This window comes from Microcoleus sp. T2B6, from assembly GCF_036700475.1.
GTDB lineage: Bacteria > Cyanobacteriota > Cyanobacteriia > Cyanobacteriales > Microcoleaceae > Microcoleus.
The window spans coordinates 1-18,596 of sequence record NZ_JAUBOZ010000006.1 but is presented as its reverse complement, the minus strand read 5'-3'; the positions used below and the strand labels follow the sequence as shown (position 1 = coordinate 18,596).

The 18,596-nt window shown below is 44.9% G+C and carries 20 protein-coding genes; 12 read left to right on the top strand and 8 right to left on the bottom strand.

Features of this window, described 5'->3' with window-relative positions; translation table 11 throughout:
* Positions 1-342 precede the first annotated feature (342 nt).
* Positions 343-1,365: an ABC transporter ATP-binding protein gene (locus QUA00_RS04155; protein WP_333408774.1), complete on the top strand. Its 1,023-nt coding sequence runs from the start codon at positions 343-345 to the stop codon at positions 1,363-1,365.
* Between the two features lie 416 nt (positions 1,366-1,781).
* Here QUA00_RS04155 and QUA00_RS04150 read toward each other — a convergent pair whose 3' ends face one another.
* Together QUA00_RS04150 and QUA00_RS04145 are read right to left on the bottom strand one after the other, a co-directional pair.
* The gene (locus tag QUA00_RS04150; protein ID WP_333142499.1) at positions 1,782-2,369 is read right to left on the bottom strand and encodes a Uma2 family endonuclease; all 588 of its coding nucleotides are present in this window, start codon (positions 2,367-2,369) and stop codon (positions 1,782-1,784) included.
* Positions 2,370-2,547: 178 nt separating this feature from the next.
* Complete coding sequence (locus tag QUA00_RS04145) at positions 2,548-3,954, bottom strand: NB-ARC domain-containing protein (RefSeq protein WP_333408773.1); 1,407 nt, start codon at positions 3,952-3,954, stop codon at positions 2,548-2,550.
* Between the two features lie 418 nt (positions 3,955-4,372).
* Here QUA00_RS04145 and QUA00_RS04140 point away from each other — a divergent pair, with 418 nt between their 5' ends.
* Both QUA00_RS04140 and QUA00_RS04135 read left to right on the top strand, forming a co-directional pair.
* On the top strand, positions 4,373-4,873 hold the full coding sequence (locus tag QUA00_RS04140) for a hypothetical protein (protein ID WP_333408772.1): 501 nt from the start codon (positions 4,373-4,375) through the stop codon (positions 4,871-4,873).
* Between the two features lie 33 nt (positions 4,874-4,906).
* Positions 4,907-5,434, top strand: coding sequence for a hypothetical protein (locus tag QUA00_RS04135; RefSeq protein WP_333341057.1), 528 nt, complete (start codon positions 4,907-4,909; stop codon positions 5,432-5,434).
* Between the two features lie 102 nt (positions 5,435-5,536).
* Here the strand turns inward: QUA00_RS04135 and QUA00_RS04130 are convergent, their stop codons facing one another.
* The 4 genes from QUA00_RS04130 to QUA00_RS04115 form a co-directional block, all read right to left on the bottom strand.
* The gene (locus QUA00_RS04130) at positions 5,537-5,905 is read right to left on the bottom strand and encodes a hypothetical protein (RefSeq protein WP_333408771.1); all 369 of its coding nucleotides are present in this window, start codon (positions 5,903-5,905) and stop codon (positions 5,537-5,539) included.
* Positions 5,906-5,922: 17 nt separating this feature from the next.
* Positions 5,923-6,258: a XisI protein gene (locus tag QUA00_RS04125; RefSeq protein WP_333408770.1), complete on the bottom strand. Its 336-nt coding sequence runs from the start codon at positions 6,256-6,258 to the stop codon at positions 5,923-5,925.
* Positions 6,246-6,662, bottom strand: coding sequence for an element excision factor XisH family protein (locus tag QUA00_RS04120; protein WP_333408769.1), 417 nt, complete (start codon positions 6,660-6,662; stop codon positions 6,246-6,248). The genes QUA00_RS04125 and QUA00_RS04120 overlap by 13 nt, the downstream gene beginning before the upstream one ends.
* Before the next feature lie 173 nt (positions 6,663-6,835).
* Positions 6,836-7,147, bottom strand: coding sequence for a hypothetical protein (locus QUA00_RS04115; protein ID WP_333408767.1), 312 nt, complete (start codon positions 7,145-7,147; stop codon positions 6,836-6,838).
* A 137-nt stretch (positions 7,148-7,284) separates the two neighbouring features.
* On the opposite strand from QUA00_RS04115, the gene QUA00_RS04110 reads away from it, so the two are divergent.
* Both QUA00_RS04110 and QUA00_RS04105 read left to right on the top strand, forming a co-directional pair.
* On the top strand, positions 7,285-8,175 hold the full coding sequence (locus QUA00_RS04110; protein ID WP_332952239.1) for an ABC transporter permease: 891 nt from the start codon (positions 7,285-7,287) through the stop codon (positions 8,173-8,175).
* Between the two features lie 536 nt (positions 8,176-8,711).
* Positions 8,712-9,098 (top strand): hypothetical protein, encoded by a 387-nt coding sequence (locus QUA00_RS04105; RefSeq protein WP_333408765.1) that lies wholly within the window; start codon positions 8,712-8,714, stop codon positions 9,096-9,098.
* A gap of 148 nt (positions 9,099-9,246) precedes the next feature.
* Here QUA00_RS04105 and QUA00_RS04100 read toward each other — a convergent pair whose 3' ends face one another.
* Positions 9,247-10,605 carry an FAD-binding oxidoreductase gene (locus QUA00_RS04100; protein WP_333142487.1) on the bottom strand — a complete coding sequence of 453 codons (1,359 nt, stop codon included), beginning with the start codon at positions 10,603-10,605 and terminating at the stop codon, positions 9,247-9,249.
* Positions 10,606-10,854: 249 nt separating this feature from the next.
* Positions 10,855-11,604 carry a class I SAM-dependent methyltransferase gene (locus tag QUA00_RS04095; protein ID WP_333305371.1) on the bottom strand — a complete coding sequence of 250 codons (750 nt, stop codon included), beginning with the start codon at positions 11,602-11,604 and terminating at the stop codon, positions 10,855-10,857.
* 468 nt (positions 11,605-12,072) lie between these two features.
* On the opposite strand from QUA00_RS04095, the gene QUA00_RS04090 reads away from it, so the two are divergent.
* The 7 genes from QUA00_RS04090 to QUA00_RS04060 all read left to right on the top strand — a co-directional run bounded on the left by QUA00_RS04090 (position 12,073) and on the right by QUA00_RS04060 (position 18,393).
* The gene (locus QUA00_RS04090) at positions 12,073-12,282 is read left to right on the top strand and encodes a hypothetical protein (RefSeq protein ID WP_333305368.1); all 210 of its coding nucleotides are present in this window, start codon (positions 12,073-12,075) and stop codon (positions 12,280-12,282) included.
* Complete coding sequence (locus tag QUA00_RS04085; protein WP_333305366.1) at positions 12,279-12,422, top strand: adenylate/guanylate cyclase domain-containing protein; 144 nt, start codon at positions 12,279-12,281, stop codon at positions 12,420-12,422. The genes QUA00_RS04090 and QUA00_RS04085 overlap by 4 nt, the downstream gene beginning before the upstream one ends.
* A gap of 381 nt (positions 12,423-12,803) precedes the next feature.
* Entirely contained in the window at positions 12,804-14,216 is a 1,413-nt protein-coding gene (locus QUA00_RS04080; protein ID WP_333305364.1) for an adenylate/guanylate cyclase domain-containing protein, read from the top strand.
* Positions 14,217-14,430: 214 nt separating this feature from the next.
* The gene (gene bioA, locus QUA00_RS04075) at positions 14,431-15,735 is read left to right on the top strand and encodes an adenosylmethionine--8-amino-7-oxononanoate transaminase (RefSeq protein WP_333408764.1); all 1,305 of its coding nucleotides are present in this window, start codon (positions 14,431-14,433) and stop codon (positions 15,733-15,735) included.
* Between the two features lie 17 nt (positions 15,736-15,752).
* Positions 15,753-16,820 carry a biotin synthase BioB gene (gene bioB / locus QUA00_RS04070; RefSeq protein WP_333408763.1) on the top strand — a complete coding sequence of 356 codons (1,068 nt, stop codon included), beginning with the start codon at positions 15,753-15,755 and terminating at the stop codon, positions 16,818-16,820.
* 129 nt (positions 16,821-16,949) lie between these two features.
* Positions 16,950-17,561: a methyltransferase domain-containing protein gene (locus QUA00_RS04065; RefSeq protein WP_333408762.1), complete on the top strand. Its 612-nt coding sequence runs from the start codon at positions 16,950-16,952 to the stop codon at positions 17,559-17,561.
* A gap of 157 nt (positions 17,562-17,718) precedes the next feature.
* Entirely contained in the window at positions 17,719-18,393 is a 675-nt protein-coding gene (locus QUA00_RS04060) for an SDR family oxidoreductase (protein ID WP_333408761.1), read from the top strand.
* Positions 18,394-18,596: the final 203 nt, after the last annotated feature.

Here is an 18,596-nt window from a genome sequence, read left to right as displayed (position 1 = left end):
TCGATTGACCGCGATTAAAGGCCAGGGCGGGTTTACAGATTTTCCCGTTTCTATTCAATATCTTGGCTCACGGGCCCCTACAGGAATCATGGTTAATTGACCGGACATGATTTGAGATGGGAGATTAAATAGTGGGAAAACTGATGAATATCAGGGTTGAGAACCGCTATAAAGTTAATATTTTATAAACGGGTATTAAAAATCAAAACTATAAGCTGTTTCCGGTTGAGGAGGAGTGTGCGATCGTTACAAGCACACCGAGTCGTATAGGTCGATCGACCATTCCGGCAATTTGAGCTCAGAAGTGTCAAAATATTAACAACCAGTTCATCCCCAAAATATATGGCTCCCGCCGTTTTAATTGAAAATCTTCAGAAACGCTACGGCACTGTAGAAGCCGTTAAAGATGTTTCCTTCAAGGTAGAACCGGGGGAAATATTTGGTTTGCTAGGCCCCAACGGTGCAGGCAAAACCACAACCCTGCGGGTACTTTGTACTTTGAGTGCGCCCGATAGCGGACGCATTGAAGTGTCTGGCATTTCTGCTGTCAGCCAGCCGAGAATTGCTAGACAAAGACTAGGCTATGTCGCCCAAGAAGTTGCTCTCGATAAGGTGCTGACGGGGCGGGAACTCCTGCAACTGCAAGCAGCGCTTTACCATTTGCCGCGCAATACGATTAAAGGGCGGATTGACGAAATGGTGAAACTCCTCGGTTTGGAGGAGTGGGAAAATAAAAAGACGGGTACTTATTCCGGCGGTATCCGCAAACGCCTCGACTTAGCTGCTGGGTTGCTTCACCAGCCGGATGTTTTGGTGTTAGACGAACCGACTGTCGGGCTCGATATTGAAAGCCGGGTGGTTGTGTGGGATTTCCTGCGGCGCTTGCGGGAGGAAGGTACGACGGTTTTGATTACGAGTCACTATCTCGAAGAAGTTGACGCTTTGGCCGATCGCGTGGCGATTATTGACAAGGGTACGGTGATTGCACAGGGTACGCCGGAGGAGTTGAAAAATCGGGTTGGGGGCGATCGGGTGACTCTGCGGATTCGGGAGTTTTCGCCGATGGAAGAAGCCGAAAAAGCTAAAACTCTGATGCAATCTTTGCCTTTTGTGCAGGAAGTAATTGTCAACGCGGCTCAAGGAAATTCTCTCAATTTAGTAGTAACACCGCAAAGCGATGCGCTGGTGACTATTCAGCAAGCTTTAAAAGATGCGGGACTTCCTACTTTTGGGATTGCTCAATCTCGGCCGAGTTTGGATGATGTGTATTTGGCTGCGACTGGTAAGACGCTGTTGGATGCGGAGTTGGCTGCTGCTAGCAACCGCGATTTGAAGGCTGAGCAAAAACAGGCGATGCGATCGTAGTTTGAGGGAAGGGAAAAGTTCGTCAGAAACAGGCAAGATGCCTGTTCCACAAAGAGTTAATTTTATTGTGGAACAGGCATCTTGCCTGTTCAAGACTACGTTTTTTGGAGATGTCTGAAGCTCAGCGCGCGGGGTTAGAAACCCGGTTTCTTCACAGATTTCTCGTCGCCAAACCAGATTTTCCTCAGAAACCGGGTTTCTTTGGGCTTAGTCCTATATTATCGCGAGCAATTAGCAGATTCCGTCCATCAGCGTTTGTTAGGCATTCAACCCGATCTGGGCGTTGTGCGATCGCGCTTGTTAGCCCAAAAACAATCTTGAGGATTAAGTATTTCGGCGGTTGAAACCGCGTCTACACAAACAAAGTCTGCCTTCGCAGACTAAGAGATCAACCGATATTTAAGCTGAAGTTGATATCATACATCCAATACTTGCTCTGCTGTTAGTGATAATTCTGGGAAAGTTCGGGATATAATTCGCTCAGTTCCTCGGTAAGCAGTCATTTGATAACCCCCATTTTCATCGAGCAGGTAAACAAAAACAGTCGGTTCTTTCGGGTTGCCCAAATAGTTTCTGCTACCCAAAGCTAAATAATCGACAATCCAATATTCAGAAATTCCCAGCCGCTGATATTCATCTAGCTTATCGATATAATCATCTTCCCAATTTGTTGAGACAACTTCTACAACTAATTGTGGTGGTTCAGTTAGGGATGAATAGGCGAAGGGCTGCGATTCCCAGAGGGTTTTGTCTACTACTGTAACATCAGGATGGCGGCCTTGTTCTTTACCATTCGGGGTTAATGTCCTGACTACAATTCGGCCAGATACCCTGTAATTCAGGTGGAGTCTTTTTACCTCGTCTTGGAACGTATTTTCAAGGAAATCAGCTACATTTTCGTGCAGTCTGATTGTTGGTAATATTTTGATAATTTCTCCATTAACCAGTTCATAACGTCCGTCTTCATCTGGAAGTTGCTTGATGAATCGATCGAAAGTGAGCATTAGTTTAGGTTGGGTTTGAGTTGCGATAGTGGTTTGCTCTCATTTAGCTAGATTAGGACTTACGCATGGTGGCCCAGAAACCGGGTTTTTTTACGAAATACTTAGTTACATACCGTAAATTAGGTAAAAAACCCGGTTTCTTTAATCGGAGCGTGTCCCGGACTATAGATATTTAAGACTATTCTGCCACCATTTTAACATACTGTTTTAACACAGGTGCAATCCTGAAAACGATTTCAGCTTCACAGCTCAATTTTTCGATCATTCCCCGTCTATCTAAAGATTGAATTGCTTTACATAATTCGCCCTGCGAACCTTGACATTTTGCCAAAAATTGAGTAAAGGAAACAGGTTCGATTTCATTACTAAGTTGCGAAATAGCCTGTTTTTCTATTTCCGACAACCGCTGATAGTGCTGCTGCAATATCGGTGTCAATTCATCGCTTAAAAATACTGGTTGATAGCTTAAATATTGAGAGACTCTACCGCCAAATAAGTTGTTAATGGTTTGAGCGACTAATTTTAACCACAGGGGATTACCTTGATAAAGGTTAATCAATTCTGGCCAGTATTCTTCATCCAACAAACCTTTTTCTCTAAAAATTTCTGTTGCTGCTTCACCTACCCCAGTTAACTGTAATAAACATACTGCTGAATTATCGTCGGTGAATGTGAGGATGTCTGAGGGTGGTTCCCAACTATTGAGAATTAAGCAGCTATTATGGGGAATTTCGCCGATGAGTTTAAATAGGGTTCCGTAGTTTTCATATCCTGGTTTATAATGTCCTGCAAGTTGCCCGCTGCTGAGAATTTGCTGCACGTCATCGAGGATGATTAGACAGCGATTGTCTCGCAATGTTTCTATTAGGATTGACAACTGAGCATCGATGTTGGCGGAAAAGTTAATTTCTGTGCGATCGGATAGAAATTGAATCAGGTTTTTGAGGGTTGTTTCGAGGGGTGGGGAGGTGCGGAGACTGCGCCAGATGATGCGATCGAATTGAGTTTGAATTTGGGGGATGAGGTGACGGGCGATCGCACTTTTGCCGGTGCCACTCATGCCTGTGATGGTGAGGAGGCGGCAGTTTTGGCGGGCGATCGAGTTTTCGAGGGCGGTGAGGGGTGAGTTGGGGTAGTTGTAGAAGGTTTTGATATCTGGTGCGTCTCTTAAATCGAGTCGCGGTTTCTGTTGGGTGTTGTCTTCATTTGAGGTTTGTGTAGGGGGTGAGTGTTGTGGATATTTTGGAGGGTGTGAGGTTTCTGTGCAAACGTTGATGTTACCTTTGTTTTGTACAAAATTAAAATCACCAAAATTTGAAACTTTAGAAAATTCATACCTCTCCATTGTGGAGCGCAAATTTGATTTCATTACATCTTCATCTAATATTTCTGAAAGAGTTTGCCATAACTTTGAGGCAATATTTCTGACATGGCGTTCAGTACAATGAACCTCTTTAGAAATTTCGGAGTATCTTTTACCTTGCCACGTTCCCCGTACTACTGCCTGTTGCAGATCGTCCAATCGTTTGCCGGTCTTAGCGAACACCAAGCCATCGGCCAACCTTAAGAGTTCTTGAACATCCATTTATTGGGTAGGTGTAGGAGGTTTTATTTATTGTATCAGACTTTTTCTGACGTTTTATGGCTAAGAAGGACAAAATATGACTTTTAACGGCTAGCTAATTTTATTAACTCCTGGCAAATTGTGACATTCTCCTACTTTCCAATACATAAAAATTAAATTAAAATTTAATCACGGGCTTTAAAACAATCTTAGGCAACCTAAAAGATTTTAACAATGTAAATCTGACTGGCGCAACTATGCCAGATAGCACCGTCCCTCCCTAACGGTTAAAAAAGTGGCTCAAAATGTGGCTGCATCCGCTACTCCAGCGGTTAAAGAAGTTGCTCGCAGTGTTGCTATATCTGTGAGCAATGTCTAGGGGCTTTTCGCCTCGTGAAATGTTCGTAAATATTTTCTAATTTACCATAGGAAAGAAATCATGTCTAGTGCATTATCCCTACCGCAAGCTAATTTAAAAATGGCTCTCTGGCAAGTCGATGCTGATGCAATGAGTAGCAGCGACTTGTATGTGTGGTTAAATGATATCGGCTTGCCACATGAAGTCTCGATGCGGCTGCATGAACTTGCCACATACACGAAAAAAGCTGCTAACAAAGTTTTATTCATCGGTAAAATTCTCCTGATTAAAATTATAGAATTTGTCAAAGCGCATCCCAATTTAGTTATAGGGGTTGCTGTTGGTGTCGCTGTAAGAATTTTGGCAAGTTCGATACCATTTGTCGGCCCGTTATTAGAACCTTTGGCAACAGCGCTGGGTATCCCAATTGGTGCAATAGCCGGCCACCGACTCGATCGAGGCAAAGAGGTGTCTGATGGAATTATTGGAATTGCTCAAGACATGATTGAGATTGCCAAAGCATTTTTTCAACTAATGATAGACGTTTTCAATACAATTTTTCGCAACGTCATCACTGCTTAACTGCCCAAATTAGCAAAAAGATTGAGGTCTAATATGTCTGCAAATAAAACGCCAACCAAAGAGCAAATTCTTAAGTCAATAGAGCAATTGGAAAAAAACCCACATGATAAATTAGGGATTTTAGCCGATATTGGCATTGGTGTGGTGGGGGCGGCCGGTGCTGGTGCGGCGGTGGCAGCTTTCGGTGGTATACCACTTCTATTTGGGTTAATAACCGTTGCACCTCCCGTAGGATTAGTTGTTGGCGGTGCAGCTTTAGGTGCTGCTGCTCTTGTAGGAGTAAAACGAATATTTGAGGGCAATTATAATGAGGGAAAACAAGAAGAAATGCTTAAAAACTTAAAAGAACAGCTAAGAGATGTTGAAGCCAAAGAAAGAGCCTCCAAGCTGGAAGACAGCGATAAAACTAAATTTATTGTTTCCTTGAAAGAACCCGTCAGGCTCGATTTAATTAGCCCGAAAGACGCTCAGGATTTAATTAGCGCCGTAGAAAGCGGTAAAATTGCAATCAAAGAGGCGATTAAAATGGTTGAGGATGTGGTTAAAGCTGCTAAACCATAACTGCCTTCTGACTGCGTAACCTGGGAATGCTAAGTTGTAAGTCTGCGATCGCCCTTACTTAAGCTAAGTGCGATCGCTCTTTATAAGAGACTACTGATACTCTCATTCTTGCCATTCTCTATCTTCCTGGTAATGCTGCAACATTGCCTCAGCTTGTTTTGCTAGAATGCTTCGCCTCTCTTCAAGCGGCAATTGCATAAATTCTCGGCGACTGGGATAGTCGGCGAGTGTTGGTATTTCTAAAGCTATATCAATATCTAATGGCTGTGCTTTCCCTGCGGAAATTTCCTGTTTGGCGCGCTGTGCAGCCACAATCAGCGATTGTTGCGTGTTCTCAAAAGATAAATTCCACTCCTCTTCATACCTTAAGTCTTCAAGATATTCTCGCAAATTTTCAACCACTTTGTCTTGAAGAGTTTCTGGCAGAGATTCCATGATTTTGACCAAAGTTGCGATCGCCCTTGATGACATAGCTTTATCCTCTATATTTAATTTACCGCAAATCCCGTGTACTGCCGAATATTGGGAGAACGAAATCCCAAAACAATCTGTTCTTTCGGGATTCCCCCCCCTACTAACTCATTCGCAATTCCCTCTTCAGTTCCATCTCTTTGAATCCAAATTTTTCCCTCAATAATATCAACATGAACTAAACATCCGTGAACTCGGATATCGTTTTCGCGCCCCAATATTATTAGCAAATAACGGTCGGAATCGCTATCAAAAACCGTTTGAATCTGAATGTCTCCATAAGCATAAGGTATTTGAGCATATTCAGTCAGAATTTTTTTGATAATGCGACGATAATTCTCTAAGGTTCCCATTGTACTATCTCCTCATTTTGTTCGGCAAAAACGATTAAACATACTTGATAATCGGCTCTAATAATTTGACCAAGCGGTTCCGACAATAATTCGCTAAAAACTGATTTTGTAATAGCTAGGTAGAGCTTTCTATCTGGTTCAGTTCTAGCTATAACAGAACGATAAACTAAGTATTGACCCAGCGCATTCTCCAGGTCATTCATGTCTGATGCGCCCACAAAACTTTTGACTTCTACAGCTATCTTCTGTCCAGCTTTCTCAGCACTTAAAATCCGCTCTGCGCCCAAATCCACGTACATATCTTTAATTCCCCATTTTAATCGCAAGGGATCGTGGGTAATTCTCCATCCGTCTTTGATGAGGGCGTTTTTGACAACATTGTGATATAGGTCTTTGGCTGGCATATTGGAAGAAGTCAATTTTTAATCAATAGGATTATATCCTAAAATCTACGATGATTATCAAGTCTGGATAATTCTGCTCGCCTTAATTTTAGCACGATATCCCTCTAAAAAAATCAAACAATTTTCTCCGCTAAAAGCCGACCATCGCAGCGATCATACTCATCTTCCACAAGCTATGAATGAGCCTCATCATAACTTGAACTTGAAAATAGAGACTTATAGTTAGCTGATGGCTCGTAAATACAAAATCCTCCCTTTTTTGCACTCACTAACATCAAAATACGAGGAGGAAAAACAATCGGATCTCCCCACAATTCGATAAATTCCCAATCATTAACTTGTTCGGCGAGGTCTGGTGTGTGCGATAACATGATATTCAGTTTACCAAAACTCCACACAAAAAGCGATCGCCCGCCCAACACCACCAATACCTCCAGACTTGCTACTGTAAAGAGAGTTAGATTTAACTCACCCAAGAGCAGCATTCTCGCTTAACAGGCAAGATGCCTGTTCCACAAAGAGTCAATTTTCTTCTTGTGGGGTGGGCTTCTAGCCCGCCCTAAAGGGATGATTGCAACTGGTGCAATATCTCAGATTTAATCAAAATCAACAACAAGCAATTATGAGCGGTACTGTTACATCCCCCAACAACCTCAACCAGCAGCGGCCACTCTCCACAGCATCCGCTGACACTTCGAGTTCCCTGCTGGGCGACTTCATCCAAGAAACACTCGCCTTAACCAAGCGCCTGTTTATTCAATTGCAGCGCCGCCCCTCCACGCTAGTTGCAGGCATTATTCAGCCCCTGATGTGGTTGGTTTTGTTCGGAGCTCTGTTTGAAAATGCACCCGCCGGCTTGTTCGGCGAAAGCCAGAATTACGGACAATTTCTCGGCGCCGGTGTAATCGTTTTTACAGCATTTGCCGGGGCGCTGAATGCTGGTTTGCCGATTATGTTCGATCGCGAGTTCGGATTTCTCAACCGCTTATTAGTCGCGCCGTTGGCTTCCAGATTTTCGATCGTCCTGGCTTCGGCTATTTTTATCGTCACCCTCAGCTTTATCCAAACCGGCACAATCGTTACAGCGGGCGCGTTTTTGGGCGCGGGATTCCCCGGAATTGCCGGACTGGGGGCGATCGCCCTAATTGTCCTACTATTAGTTTTGGGCGTCACCGGCTTGAGTCTGGGTTTAGCCTTCGCTCTCCCCGGTCACGTAGAATTAATAGCGGTAATTTTTGTTACTAACTTGCCGCTGTTATTTGCCAGCACAGCCCTCGCGCCGCTGTCATTTATGCCAGAGTGGCTGCAAGTTGTGGTGACTCTCAATCCTCTGAGTTACGCGATCGAACCCATCCGCTACCTGTACCTGCACAGCGATTGGTCGCTAGCCAGTGTCGTGATGCAGGCTCCTTGGGGTACTGTCACCTTTGGAGGAGCGCTGTTAGTGCTGCTGGCGTTTGATTTGGTGGCGCTGCTGAGCATTCAACCGCTGCTGAGACGCCGGTTTGCTTAGGGCGATCGTTTCACCTGCACCGTCAATTCTAGGACACGGCGCCGTGCCTTTCGTCGTGTCAACTTAAGGTAAAACCGATAGTCCGTCAGGGGTTGAAACAAGACTCTCAAAGCCAAAGTCCTCTTGGATAGGACTAATGACTTCTTCAGTCCTCTTTCAGAGGACTTTCGCTATGAGACAGGGAATTCATTCCCTGGCGGACTGCCGGGTAAGCGAGAGGACTAATGACTTCTTCAGTCCTCTTTCAGAGGACTTTAGCTATGAGACAGGGAATTCATTCCCTGGCGGACTGCTGGGTCAACGATAGGACTAATGAGTTCTTCAGTCCTCTTTCAGAGGACTTTCGCTATGAGACAGGGAATTCATTCCCTGGCGGACTACCGGGTAAGCGAGAGGACTGGCGGACTAAAAGCTTAAGTTGACACGCCCTGGGCATTGCCCTGTCCTTAGCCCCAGCGAAGTAATATAATATTTAGTCACAAGTCAGAATATTGTTTAGATACAATTGTTTTTTTGAAAGTTCAACTAATAAATAAATGATGAACACCAAAACTTCCAAATCCGGCAAATTGATGATGGGGATTGCTGCAAGCGCGATCGCATCCTGTGTTCTGTTCTCCCCTCAAGCAAGCTTCGCTCAAGCCAGCGGTTTAAATAATGCCCAACCGCTGCAAGACTTTCAAACTCAAGACAATACCGACCCATTTTCCGGCCGCAGCAGCGGAAGGGGAATATTTGATTTAATTCACCGATCGAAATTGGGCGGTGGCCGCAGCATGGAAGAATTTAATAGCGAACAGCGCCAAAATTTAAACGATGCGGCCGCAGAATTTCGCAACAAACAGCGCCTACTACTGGAAAACCAAGCAGTACCTACACCAGGGGCGATCGCACCAGCAGAAATTACCGCCCCCGTCCCTTAAATTGCTTTCTTAGTCCGCGTAGGCGGACTTCGTTTGTCTAGCAGCGGTTTCAACCGCCGAGTTTTAATTTTATTCCTTAGTCCGCGAAGGCGGACTTCGTTTGTTTAGCAGCCGTTGAAACCGCCGAACAATCTAAAAACCATCCTCCTTAATCCCGTTCCAACCACGCCCGCATTTTACCCGGATTAAGCAAACCGTAAGGATCGACCAACTCTTTAAACTGCAACTGTTCCACATTAATACTTTTCATCCCTCCATCTTCCAATATATAAGTGTGAGGATTAGCAATCAATGCGCCTTGCTCTTCGTGATAGCGAATAATTTCATTGAGCCGTGATTCCGTAGTGTAGCGAACTATTTGCAAAGCCGCGGCGATCGCCCTGCCATTCATCCGCAAAAACTCCAAGTGCATCATCACCTCATCCCCATAATAATTGTACAGTTCCTCAATCAATTTCCAACCTTTATCTGCGGGAAAAAGCGTCTGCAAATAAGTCAGAGACGGGTCAGCGCTGCGAGCGTGGAGAGTTGTATGATTCCAAGTAAATTCAGCAATAGCTGCACCTTTGCTCGCTGCTTGCGCGTTTTTTTGATAGCAAATTGTGCCGCCATATTCGCGCACCAAATCTTGCAGCGGTTCCAGACAAGATTCAGCTACCATTAACAAAGCGCAGTGCTTACCTTCAGGAATTGCATCGCGGAAAGCAGCAAAATAAGCAGGAATCGGCCAAGCACAAACACAAATTAGTTTTTTGATAATTCCGTCAGCATCGCCCAAAGCTTGACCGAAGTTTGCCGATGTCATAAAATCGTCAAAAGCGACGATGATTTCCGCCCAAGGATAAGCAGGGGCGAGAGGAATTTCTAACTCAGTAATAATTCCATTTGTGCCGTAAGCGTGATTGACTTTTTGCACTTCATCGCCGCGCAATTCGATGACGCGGGGCTCGTCTTCCATTGTAACGACTCGAACAGCATGAAGATTTCCGCGATCGCGCAATTGCCCGTAAGTTATCGAACCAATTCCCCCGCTACCGCCGCCGATAAATCCCCCAATCGTTGCGGTGCGATAGGTTGAGGGAACCATCCGCAATTCCCAACCAGTTTCTCGCGCTTGTTTGTCGAAAACCGACATTTTCACCCCTGGTTCTACGCAAGCTAAACCCGGTTTTATCCAGCGGATATTGTGCATTTTGCTGGTATCTAAAATGACGCCGCCCTTGAGGGGAATGCACTGCCCGTAATTGCCCGTTCCTGCACCTCTAACAGTTAGCGGAATTTTGAATTTGACGCAGGCCGCAGCAATTCGCAAAACTTCGGCTTCGCTGGCGGGACGAACGACTAAATCTCCTGTTTTATCACTTAAGAGAGGTTGCAAAATTGGACTGAAATGATAATAGTCGTGAGATAGCTTGACAACTTGCGCGCGATCGCTAATTATTTCAATTCCCGATAGTTCCGAAGAAAAAGCATCCCAGTCAATACTTTGAATCGCAGTGGCAGTCATTTTGTTTCCTTTATGCTCGCAGTATTATATCAAATCCGTTAGCATCGGAATTATTCATCTCTCTGTTCTCTCCTCTGCGTTCTCTGCGTTCTCTGCGGTTTAATCATTCCAATGCAACCGGAATTCATATTATATATTTTATCAACCAGAACTTAGTAACATAAAATACTAATTGCAATCTTTCTTTAAGCAGTAAGGTGCTTATTCGTGCACCCTACATATAGAAGTTCTGCTTCCAGGGCTGCTTTTTTAATTAACAAATCCCCCAAACACCGCCATACCGTAGTATTTCCAAGGCACTGCAACAGTCTCAAATCTAGCTTTTACCAGCATTTCCAACTGTGCCGAAAGTGTAGCTAGGCGATCGGGATTAGAATACCCGTAAGAGACACTCGTCCCCACATTTGCGCGAATTTGTGCTAAGGTTTCCCCCTGATTTAGCGCCCAATCTTCTCGCGCCGCTTGATAAATATCTTTCATTGCTGCTGATTCTGCTAAAAGAGGATCGGCATTCCAAAAACAGCCACCAGCATTTAAACTTTCGCGAATGCGTTGAAACAATTTCAACTTCATGTCATCCTCAAGATGGTGAATTGCCAGAGATGAAATGCAAGCATTGAATTTATCGCCCAAGCCTGAGAAATTTGGATTGTTCGCCCATTCTCCAAAATCCATTTCTATGCCAGTCCACCGGGCTGCGTATCCTGCAGACTCTATTTTGGCGCGGGCAAAATCAAGCATTCGCGGCGAGTAATCGACAGCAACTATTTCGGCAGACGGGTAGCGTTTGAGAACTTTTAAAGTGAGTTCCCCCGTACCGCAGCCGAGTTCTAAAATGCGGTGGTTTGTGTTAGCAATGCAGCCTGCTAATACATCCAACATTTCGTCATATTTAGGTAAAAGTCGCCGAATACCCGTATCAAAATTGGCAGTATTGACGAAAACTTCTCCCGGCAAAATTTCGTTGCGCGCAGGTGAGGCAGTAGAGTCAGAATTCACGATCGCCAACCATAGACTACAATTGCTATCCTAACCGATATCAAGCAAAAATTGCGTGAAGTAGGGAGAGGGCACAGCCCAAAGCGTGTCAACTTAACGTTAAACGTACTACGGATTTGCTGTCTGACGATTAAGGCTCGATCCCCCTAGCCCCCCTTAATAAGGGGGAGACAGGAATCTTCTCAAAGTCAACCCCTACTCCCCTTCTTAAGGGGGATTTAGGGGGATCTAGACTGGGTTAAAAGCGAGATTTATCAGGGGTTTCATTCTTAAGTTGACACCAATAAGCACGGCGCCGTGTCCTTACTCGATCATCTGTACTTCACTCAACAGAAAACCACTATAAAGTTATGCGTATTCTTACGGATAAGCGAAACACTCGCGGTAAACAATAATTAACCCTCGGTTGCACTCAGAGAGTCTTGCTTTACCCCCGAGGCCAACAAAACACTTTGAAAAAGCAGTGTTATGTTAGTAGTGCATAAATTCCCATCAAGATTAAACCTCACACTTGAGGATACCATGCGCCAGTTGATTTCTCCAATTCGGGCTGCCATCAGCCAATTAATTTATAAGCGAATTCTGCTTGCGCTGACAATTTTATTTTGTGTAGGTGTAGGAGTAGCGATGGCAAATATGTCTGAGCTTTCCTCTACCCTAACGGGATTGCCGGCGTGATTCAAGTCACACAATCCACTTACGATATCTTGAGAAATAAGTATCTGTTTGAAAACAGAGGAATTATCCACATCAAAGGCAAGGGCGATATGAATACTTATCTGCTTGGAGGCAGGCTAGTCAGCGCAGTTTCGGTTTAATTTGTTTATTATATTATTAAGGGGTCTGCTAGTTAGTCCAGAGTCATCAGTCATTATATCATGTCCGGTCGATCGACCGCGATTTTCGTAGGGGCGGGTTCACCAACAATACCTGCCAATAATTGACAATCTGAAAAACCCGCCCCGACCGCGATATTATGGTTAATCAATCGGACATGATATTAGTCAGCAGCAAGCAGCCAAGAAGTAACAGTTAATAGCTGCTGGCTGTTGACTGCTGACAATTATAGGAAGTACACAGGGGATGTGAGAAACCAGGTTTCTGGGCGGTTGCTTCGTTGACACACCCAAAATTGATTACGAGAAACCCGGTTTTTTTTCCTAGGTCCTACATTAGCCATTGGCAAAATAGTAAGTTTTATGTTATTGCGGATTTTATCATTTTTGAAATTTTTCAAATCTCGCTTGTCTAGGCAAATAGCTTTGTGGGTATTTGCTAGCATTCTTGTCATAGAGGGAATTATTTTAGTTCCCTCTTATTTTCGGCGCGAAAATGAACTTTTAAGTCAACTGGAACAGGTATCTCGGGCGACTGTTGATTCCCTAGAGTTTTTGCTCCAACAAGATATTTCCGATCGCACTTTCTTGCAAGAAGAAGTAAAAAATATTACTAAGGATTCTCAAGTAGTCTTAGGACTATCTATTTACCAAGCTAACGGTGAGCTAATATATACACTTGGCGAACCCCCAGAAATCAGTTTAGAGCAACTAAAAAAAGCTCGTATAGTTCACAGTCACAATTTCGATGGCAAGCGCTACGATATTGCTTGGACGGAGCGACATTTGGGAGGCGATTACATCTTAATTGTTCGCCACGATGCTTCCACCGTTCAACCGGAACTTTACGCATTTATCGGACGGGTGGCTGTTCTAGTCATTATTATATCAGCCTTTGTCACTTCTGTGACTATGTTTTTTTTAGGCGTGACAGTAATTGCACCTCTCTTGAGATTGCGCGATGACTTGATCGCTGCCGGAGACGCTTTGAGCAAAGATCGAGCACAACCTGATTTCTACTCTCTGTCTGTCAAGCGGGATGACGAGTTGGGAGAACTCATGGTCGCATTCAATCAAATGTTTCACCGAGTTTACCAGGAAATTGCACAGCGGAAACAAGCTGAGGAAGTATTGCGCGCCGAACAAGAAAAGTCGGAACGTTTATTACTAAATATATTACCAGTAATGATTGCCGATCGCCTAAAACAAGGTCAGATAAATATTGCGGACGGATTTGCCGATGTTACAGTTTTGTTTGCGGATATTGTGGGCTTTACCGAAATATCTTCGCGCACATCTCCTGAAGAATTAGTAGAATTACTTAACAAAATATTTTCAGCTTTCGATCGCTTAAGCGAACAATACGGCTTAGAAAAAATTAAGACTATCGGCGACAATTATATGGTAGCAGGCGGTTTGCCGCTTCCCTGTACAAATCACGCCGAATCTATTGCCGAAATGGCCTTAGAAATGCAGCAAGAAATTATGAAATTCCGCGACGAATGCGGTAAACCTCTCAATATCCGCATTGGCATTAATACTGGGCCTGTGGTAGCAGGTGTCATCGGCACTAAAAAGTTTATTTACGATTTGTGGGGAGATGCTGTGAATACAGCAAGCCGCATGGAATCTCAGGGACTTCCGGGTAAAATTCAAGTTAGCAACTCAACTTATGAGTTGCTGTGCGATAAGTATTTGTTGGAAAAGCGGGGTAAAATTAATGTTAAAGGCAAAGGATCTATGACGACTTATTTGCTCAAAGGCAGAAAATTGTAACTGACAATTTTAACCATTGCCTGCGAATACGTGGTAGGGGGGCTGACGTTCCCAGGCAGGGGGCATCGACACCCAACTAGATTTTTTTTAACGAACCGCGAAGACGCTAAGGACACTAAGGAAGAGATGAAGAAAGAATCAAAAATAAAAAGTTCATAAGGGCGTTATTATTGCTATATTAAAATGCAGGTTAATATTAGTAATTGGGGCAAAAATGACTGCGAATCAGGAACATAATTATTCAAATTCACCGATTTGGCAGCCCTTCACGCAAATGAAAACGGCTGGCCCCCCACTGAAGGTAATTCGCGGCAAAGGATCTGTGCTGGAATTGGCAGACGGGCGGCAAATTCTCGACTGCATTTCTAGTTGGTGGGTGACTGTTCACGGCCACAGCCATCCGGTTCTCGCCGAGGCTCTTTACGAACAAGCTCAAAAGTTAGAACACGTAATTTTTGCGGGTTTTACTCACGAACCTGCCGAGAAACTTGCGAGTAAATTGCTCACTCATACGCCTGCTTCTTTAACGCGGATTTTCTTTTCTGATAACGGCTCGACTGCTGTTGAAGTTGCTCTGAAAATGGCATTTCAATATTGGCGCAATCTCGGAGAAACTAACCGCACTAGCTTTATTAGTTTTGAGGGAGGTTATCACGGCGATACTGTGGGCGCGATGTCTGCTGGCAGAAGTTCGCTGTGGTGGGAATCTTTTGCACCTTTAATGTTTGCTGGGGATGTTGTTCCTTTTCCGGCGACTTTTGACGGCGACGAGGAGGTGGAAAGCAAGGAGGCGGCGAGTTTAGAGAAATTGGAGTTTTTGTTAAAGCAGGGCGGCTATGCGGGTATTTTTATCGAACCTTTGGTGCAAGGTTCTGGGGGGATGCGAATGTGCCGCCCTGAGTTTTTGCAGGCGATCGCACAACTTGCGGGCCAATTTAATGTATTGTTGATTTACGATGAAGTAATGACGGGTTTTGGGCGCACGGGCGAACTGTTTGCCTCGGTTAAATCTGCAACTTCACCGGATATCCTGTGTTTGTCTAAAGGATTGTCTGGTGGCTGTTTGCCAATTGCTGTCACAATGGCATCGGAGGATATTTATCAAGCTTTCTGGCGAGATGAATGGGACAAAGCTTTTTTTCACGGTCATTCTTACACCGGAAATCCCTTAGCTTGTGCGGTGAGTGTAGCATCCTTGGAGCTTTTGGAGCAAAACCCAAATGTGTATCAAGGGATGGAAAAATTGCACCGCCAATATCTGAATCAATGGCTGAGAAATCATCCTAAACTAGAACGGATTCGGACTTGTGGCACCATCGCAGCAATGGATGTGAAAACGGAAAGCGATTCCGGTTATTTTAATGACATCGCTCCTCTATTGAAAGCCAGATTTCTCGAAGCGGGGTTTTTGCTCCGCCCCTTGGGAAATACGCTTTACTTGATGCCTCCCTACTGCATTTCTCCTGATGAACTAGAATCGATTTATCGGGTGATTCGTCAGGTTTTGGATACTCTGTAAACCCTTTAATTTTAGTAATGAATTTACCCAATTGGAACGATTTGGCTGACGACGCGCTGGCGGGCAAATGTCTCTCTCGCGAGCAATCTTTAGCCGTATTGCGCGCACCGGATGAGGTTTTGCTGGAACAACTAAACGCAGCTTATCGGGTGCGCCGCCACTACTGGGGAAACCGAGTCAGGCTGCACTATTTGTTAAATGCTCAAAGTGGCCTTTGTCCTGAAGATTGCCATTATTGTTCTCAGTCAAAAATTTCGACTGCGGAAATTGAGAAATATCCGCTTTTAGCTAAGGAGAAAATTCTGGATGCCGCCCAACGCGCCGCAGATTTAAAAGCTGGTACGTTTTGTTTGGTGATTTCGGGCCGCCAACCTAACGCATCTACTTTCGATCGCGTTTTGGATGCTGTCGAGACTGTGAAGGCAAATTATAACCTAAAAATTTGCGCTTGTTTGGGATTGTTGAGCGAGGAGCAAACTCATCGTTTGGCTAAAGCTGGAGTCGATCGCGTAAATCACAATCTCAATACTTCCGAATCATATCACACGGACATTTGCACCACTCACACTTTTGGCGATCGGGTGGAAACCGTCGAACACGTAAAAGCAGCGGGGATCACAACTTGTTCCGGCGGAATTTTGGGGATGGGCGAATCGGATGATGATGCGATCGATTTAGCGCTTTCGCTTCGCAAGTTGGGCGTTACTAGCGTGCCGGTCAACTTTTTCATTCCGATTCCCGGCACACCATTTGCAGATGTGAATCGGTTAACTCCCCGCCAATGTTTGCGAATTCTCTGTTTGTTCCGATTTTTGCTTCCCAGTCAAGAAATTCGGATTGCTGGGGGACGGGAAGTACATTTGCGATCGCTGCAACCTCTCGGACTCTACCCCGCTAATTCTATCTTTGTTGGCGATTATCTGACAACTCCCGGACAAGCTGCCCATCAAGATTGGGACATGATTCGAGATGCGGGATTTGCGATCGAATCCCCCGAAGATGCGGGATTTGCGATCGAATCTCCCGAAGATAAGACGGCGGTTGAAACCGCGTCTACACAAACGATGTCCGCCTCCGCGGACTAAAGAAGATCGCCTAATTTTCACCGCCAATTCTTCAACCCGCGGAGGCGGGTTTTGTCTGTATAGCCGCGAATTATATTCGCCCGGTCTTCTTGAATTAACCAATCTCAAATCATACAAGAGGGGGAAATTATGGACAAACGCGAAGAAATTACGATCGCAGAATACCAGCTAACTGCCGAATCTTTCCGATCAGGAACTTGGCATCACGACGTATCCCAAAATCGAGCCGCACTGACCGCTGCCATGCCCCGCAATCCAGGTAAAATTCTAGATATAGGATGCGGGCCGGGACGAGATTTGGTTGCCTTTAAAAGCCAAGGACACACAGTTGTAGGCTTAGATGCAACTCCGGCTTTTGTAGAAATAGCTAAGAAGTTATCTGGATGCGAAGTTTGGCAACAATCTTTTCTGAATCTCGAATTGCCAGAGGCAGAATTTGACGGTATTTTTGCCAATGCTTCCCTGATTCACGTTCCCAGCGACGAGATGGTGAAAGTGCTGCAAGATTTGCACAAAGCCTTAGTTGTTAACGGCGCAATTGTCATGTCAATGTGCCGGGGAAATTGGGAAGGATACGACGAGAGACCAACGGGAAAACGCTATACAGCCGGATGGGAATATCATACTTTAGCGCCTTGTTTAGAACAAGCGGGATTTGCAATTGTCAATCACTACTATCGCCCCCCCGGCTTACCCCGCGAAGCTCAATCTTGGGTAGTAATAGTGGGCAAAAAACTCTAACGTAAATGGGAAATTGCCAATCCTTCCCCTCTCTTCCTCTGCGCCCTCTGCGCCCTCTGCGGTAAAAAAAAACTAATTCAAAAATTTACAGAGGATTGTTGTATACTGTTCCACAGTCAAAAAAACCAATTTCTGTACAACTTAAAACCCAATTAATATGACCGAAAAATCCCACATTTTTTTAGCGGGTGCTAGCCGAGGCGTAGGCCTAGAAATCGCGAAGTTGTTGGTAGGACAAAAGATGCAAGTAACTGCACTTTTGCGATCGCCCGCAATCAGCACCGAATTAGAAGCAATGGGCATCAAAGTCGTGACAGGCGATGCTTTGGATGCAGCAGCTATGGAAGCGGCGATGGCTGGCGGTGAGCCAATTCATGCGGTAATCAGCACAATTGGCGGCTTGCCCAAAGATGGAGAAAGAGCAGATTATTTGGGCAACAAAAACTTGATTGATGCGGCCGTCAAAGCAGGCGTGCAAAAATTTATTTTAGTTTCATCCATCGGCAGCGGTAATAGTGTCGGCGCTTTGCCGCCCCAAGCTTTAGAAACTTTGCGCCCGGTTTTAATTGAAAAGGAAAAAGCCGAAAATCATTTGATAGAAAGCGGGATGATTTATACAGTAATTCGTCCGGGCGGACTCAAATCGGAACCTGCAACAGGCAACGGTATTTTAACAGAAGATTGTCGAGTTGCTGGAACGATTCACCGGGCCGATGTAGCGCAGCTAGTTTGTCAGTGTTTAGTTTCTGATGCTGCTAACAATAAAGTTTTGTCGGCGGTAGATAAACAGATGGTTTACGGCAATCCAGAATTTGAGGAATTAAATCTGTAGGGGCGGGTTTTACCAACAATAATTGCCTAAAACCGATAATCTCGTAAACCCGCCCCCACTTGGGTGGCGATCGCGCGGGGAGGGGGCGGGTTTTTGAGTCTTTGGGTATCCTTTGAAACTATTGGTGAACCCGCCCCTTGTATCTTAAAAGAGTCAGGCGATAGATCGCTACGTCAGTCAGTGGATCGTTACACCAAGCAGGC

Coding starts and splice junctions, on each gene's coding strand:
- QUA00_RS04155 (WP_333408774.1), top strand. CDS start 343: ATGGCTCCCGCCGTTTTAATTGAAAATCTTCAGAAACGCTACGGCACT.
- QUA00_RS04150 (WP_333142499.1), bottom strand. CDS start 2,369: ATGCTCACTTTCGATCGATTCATCAAGCAACTTCCAGATGAAGACGGA.
- QUA00_RS04145 (WP_333408773.1), bottom strand. CDS start 3,954: ATGGATGTTCAAGAACTCTTAAGGTTGGCCGATGGCTTGGTGTTCGCT.
- QUA00_RS04140 (WP_333408772.1), top strand. CDS start 4,373: ATGTCTAGTGCATTATCCCTACCGCAAGCTAATTTAAAAATGGCTCTC.
- QUA00_RS04135 (WP_333341057.1), top strand. CDS start 4,907: ATGTCTGCAAATAAAACGCCAACCAAAGAGCAAATTCTTAAGTCAATA.
- QUA00_RS04130 (WP_333408771.1), bottom strand. CDS start 5,905: ATGTCATCAAGGGCGATCGCAACTTTGGTCAAAATCATGGAATCTCTG.
- QUA00_RS04125 (WP_333408770.1), bottom strand. CDS start 6,258: ATGGGAACCTTAGAGAATTATCGTCGCATTATCAAAAAAATTCTGACT.
- QUA00_RS04120 (WP_333408769.1), bottom strand. CDS start 6,662: ATGCCAGCCAAAGACCTATATCACAATGTTGTCAAAAACGCCCTCATC.
- QUA00_RS04115 (WP_333408767.1), bottom strand. CDS start 7,147: ATGCTGCTCTTGGGTGAGTTAAATCTAACTCTCTTTACAGTAGCAAGT.
- QUA00_RS04110 (WP_332952239.1), top strand. CDS start 7,285: ATGAGCGGTACTGTTACATCCCCCAACAACCTCAACCAGCAGCGGCCA.
- QUA00_RS04105 (WP_333408765.1), top strand. CDS start 8,712: ATGATGAACACCAAAACTTCCAAATCCGGCAAATTGATGATGGGGATT.
- QUA00_RS04100 (WP_333142487.1), bottom strand. CDS start 10,605: ATGACTGCCACTGCGATTCAAAGTATTGACTGGGATGCTTTTTCTTCG.
- QUA00_RS04090 (WP_333305368.1), top strand. CDS start 12,073: ATGTTAGTAGTGCATAAATTCCCATCAAGATTAAACCTCACACTTGAG.
- QUA00_RS04080 (WP_333305364.1), top strand. CDS start 12,804: ATGTTATTGCGGATTTTATCATTTTTGAAATTTTTCAAATCTCGCTTG.
- bioA (WP_333408764.1), top strand. CDS start 14,431: ATGACTGCGAATCAGGAACATAATTATTCAAATTCACCGATTTGGCAG.
- bioB (WP_333408763.1), top strand. CDS start 15,753: ATGAATTTACCCAATTGGAACGATTTGGCTGACGACGCGCTGGCGGGC.
- QUA00_RS04065 (WP_333408762.1), top strand. CDS start 16,950: ATGGACAAACGCGAAGAAATTACGATCGCAGAATACCAGCTAACTGCC.
- QUA00_RS04060 (WP_333408761.1), top strand. CDS start 17,719: ATGACCGAAAAATCCCACATTTTTTTAGCGGGTGCTAGCCGAGGCGTA.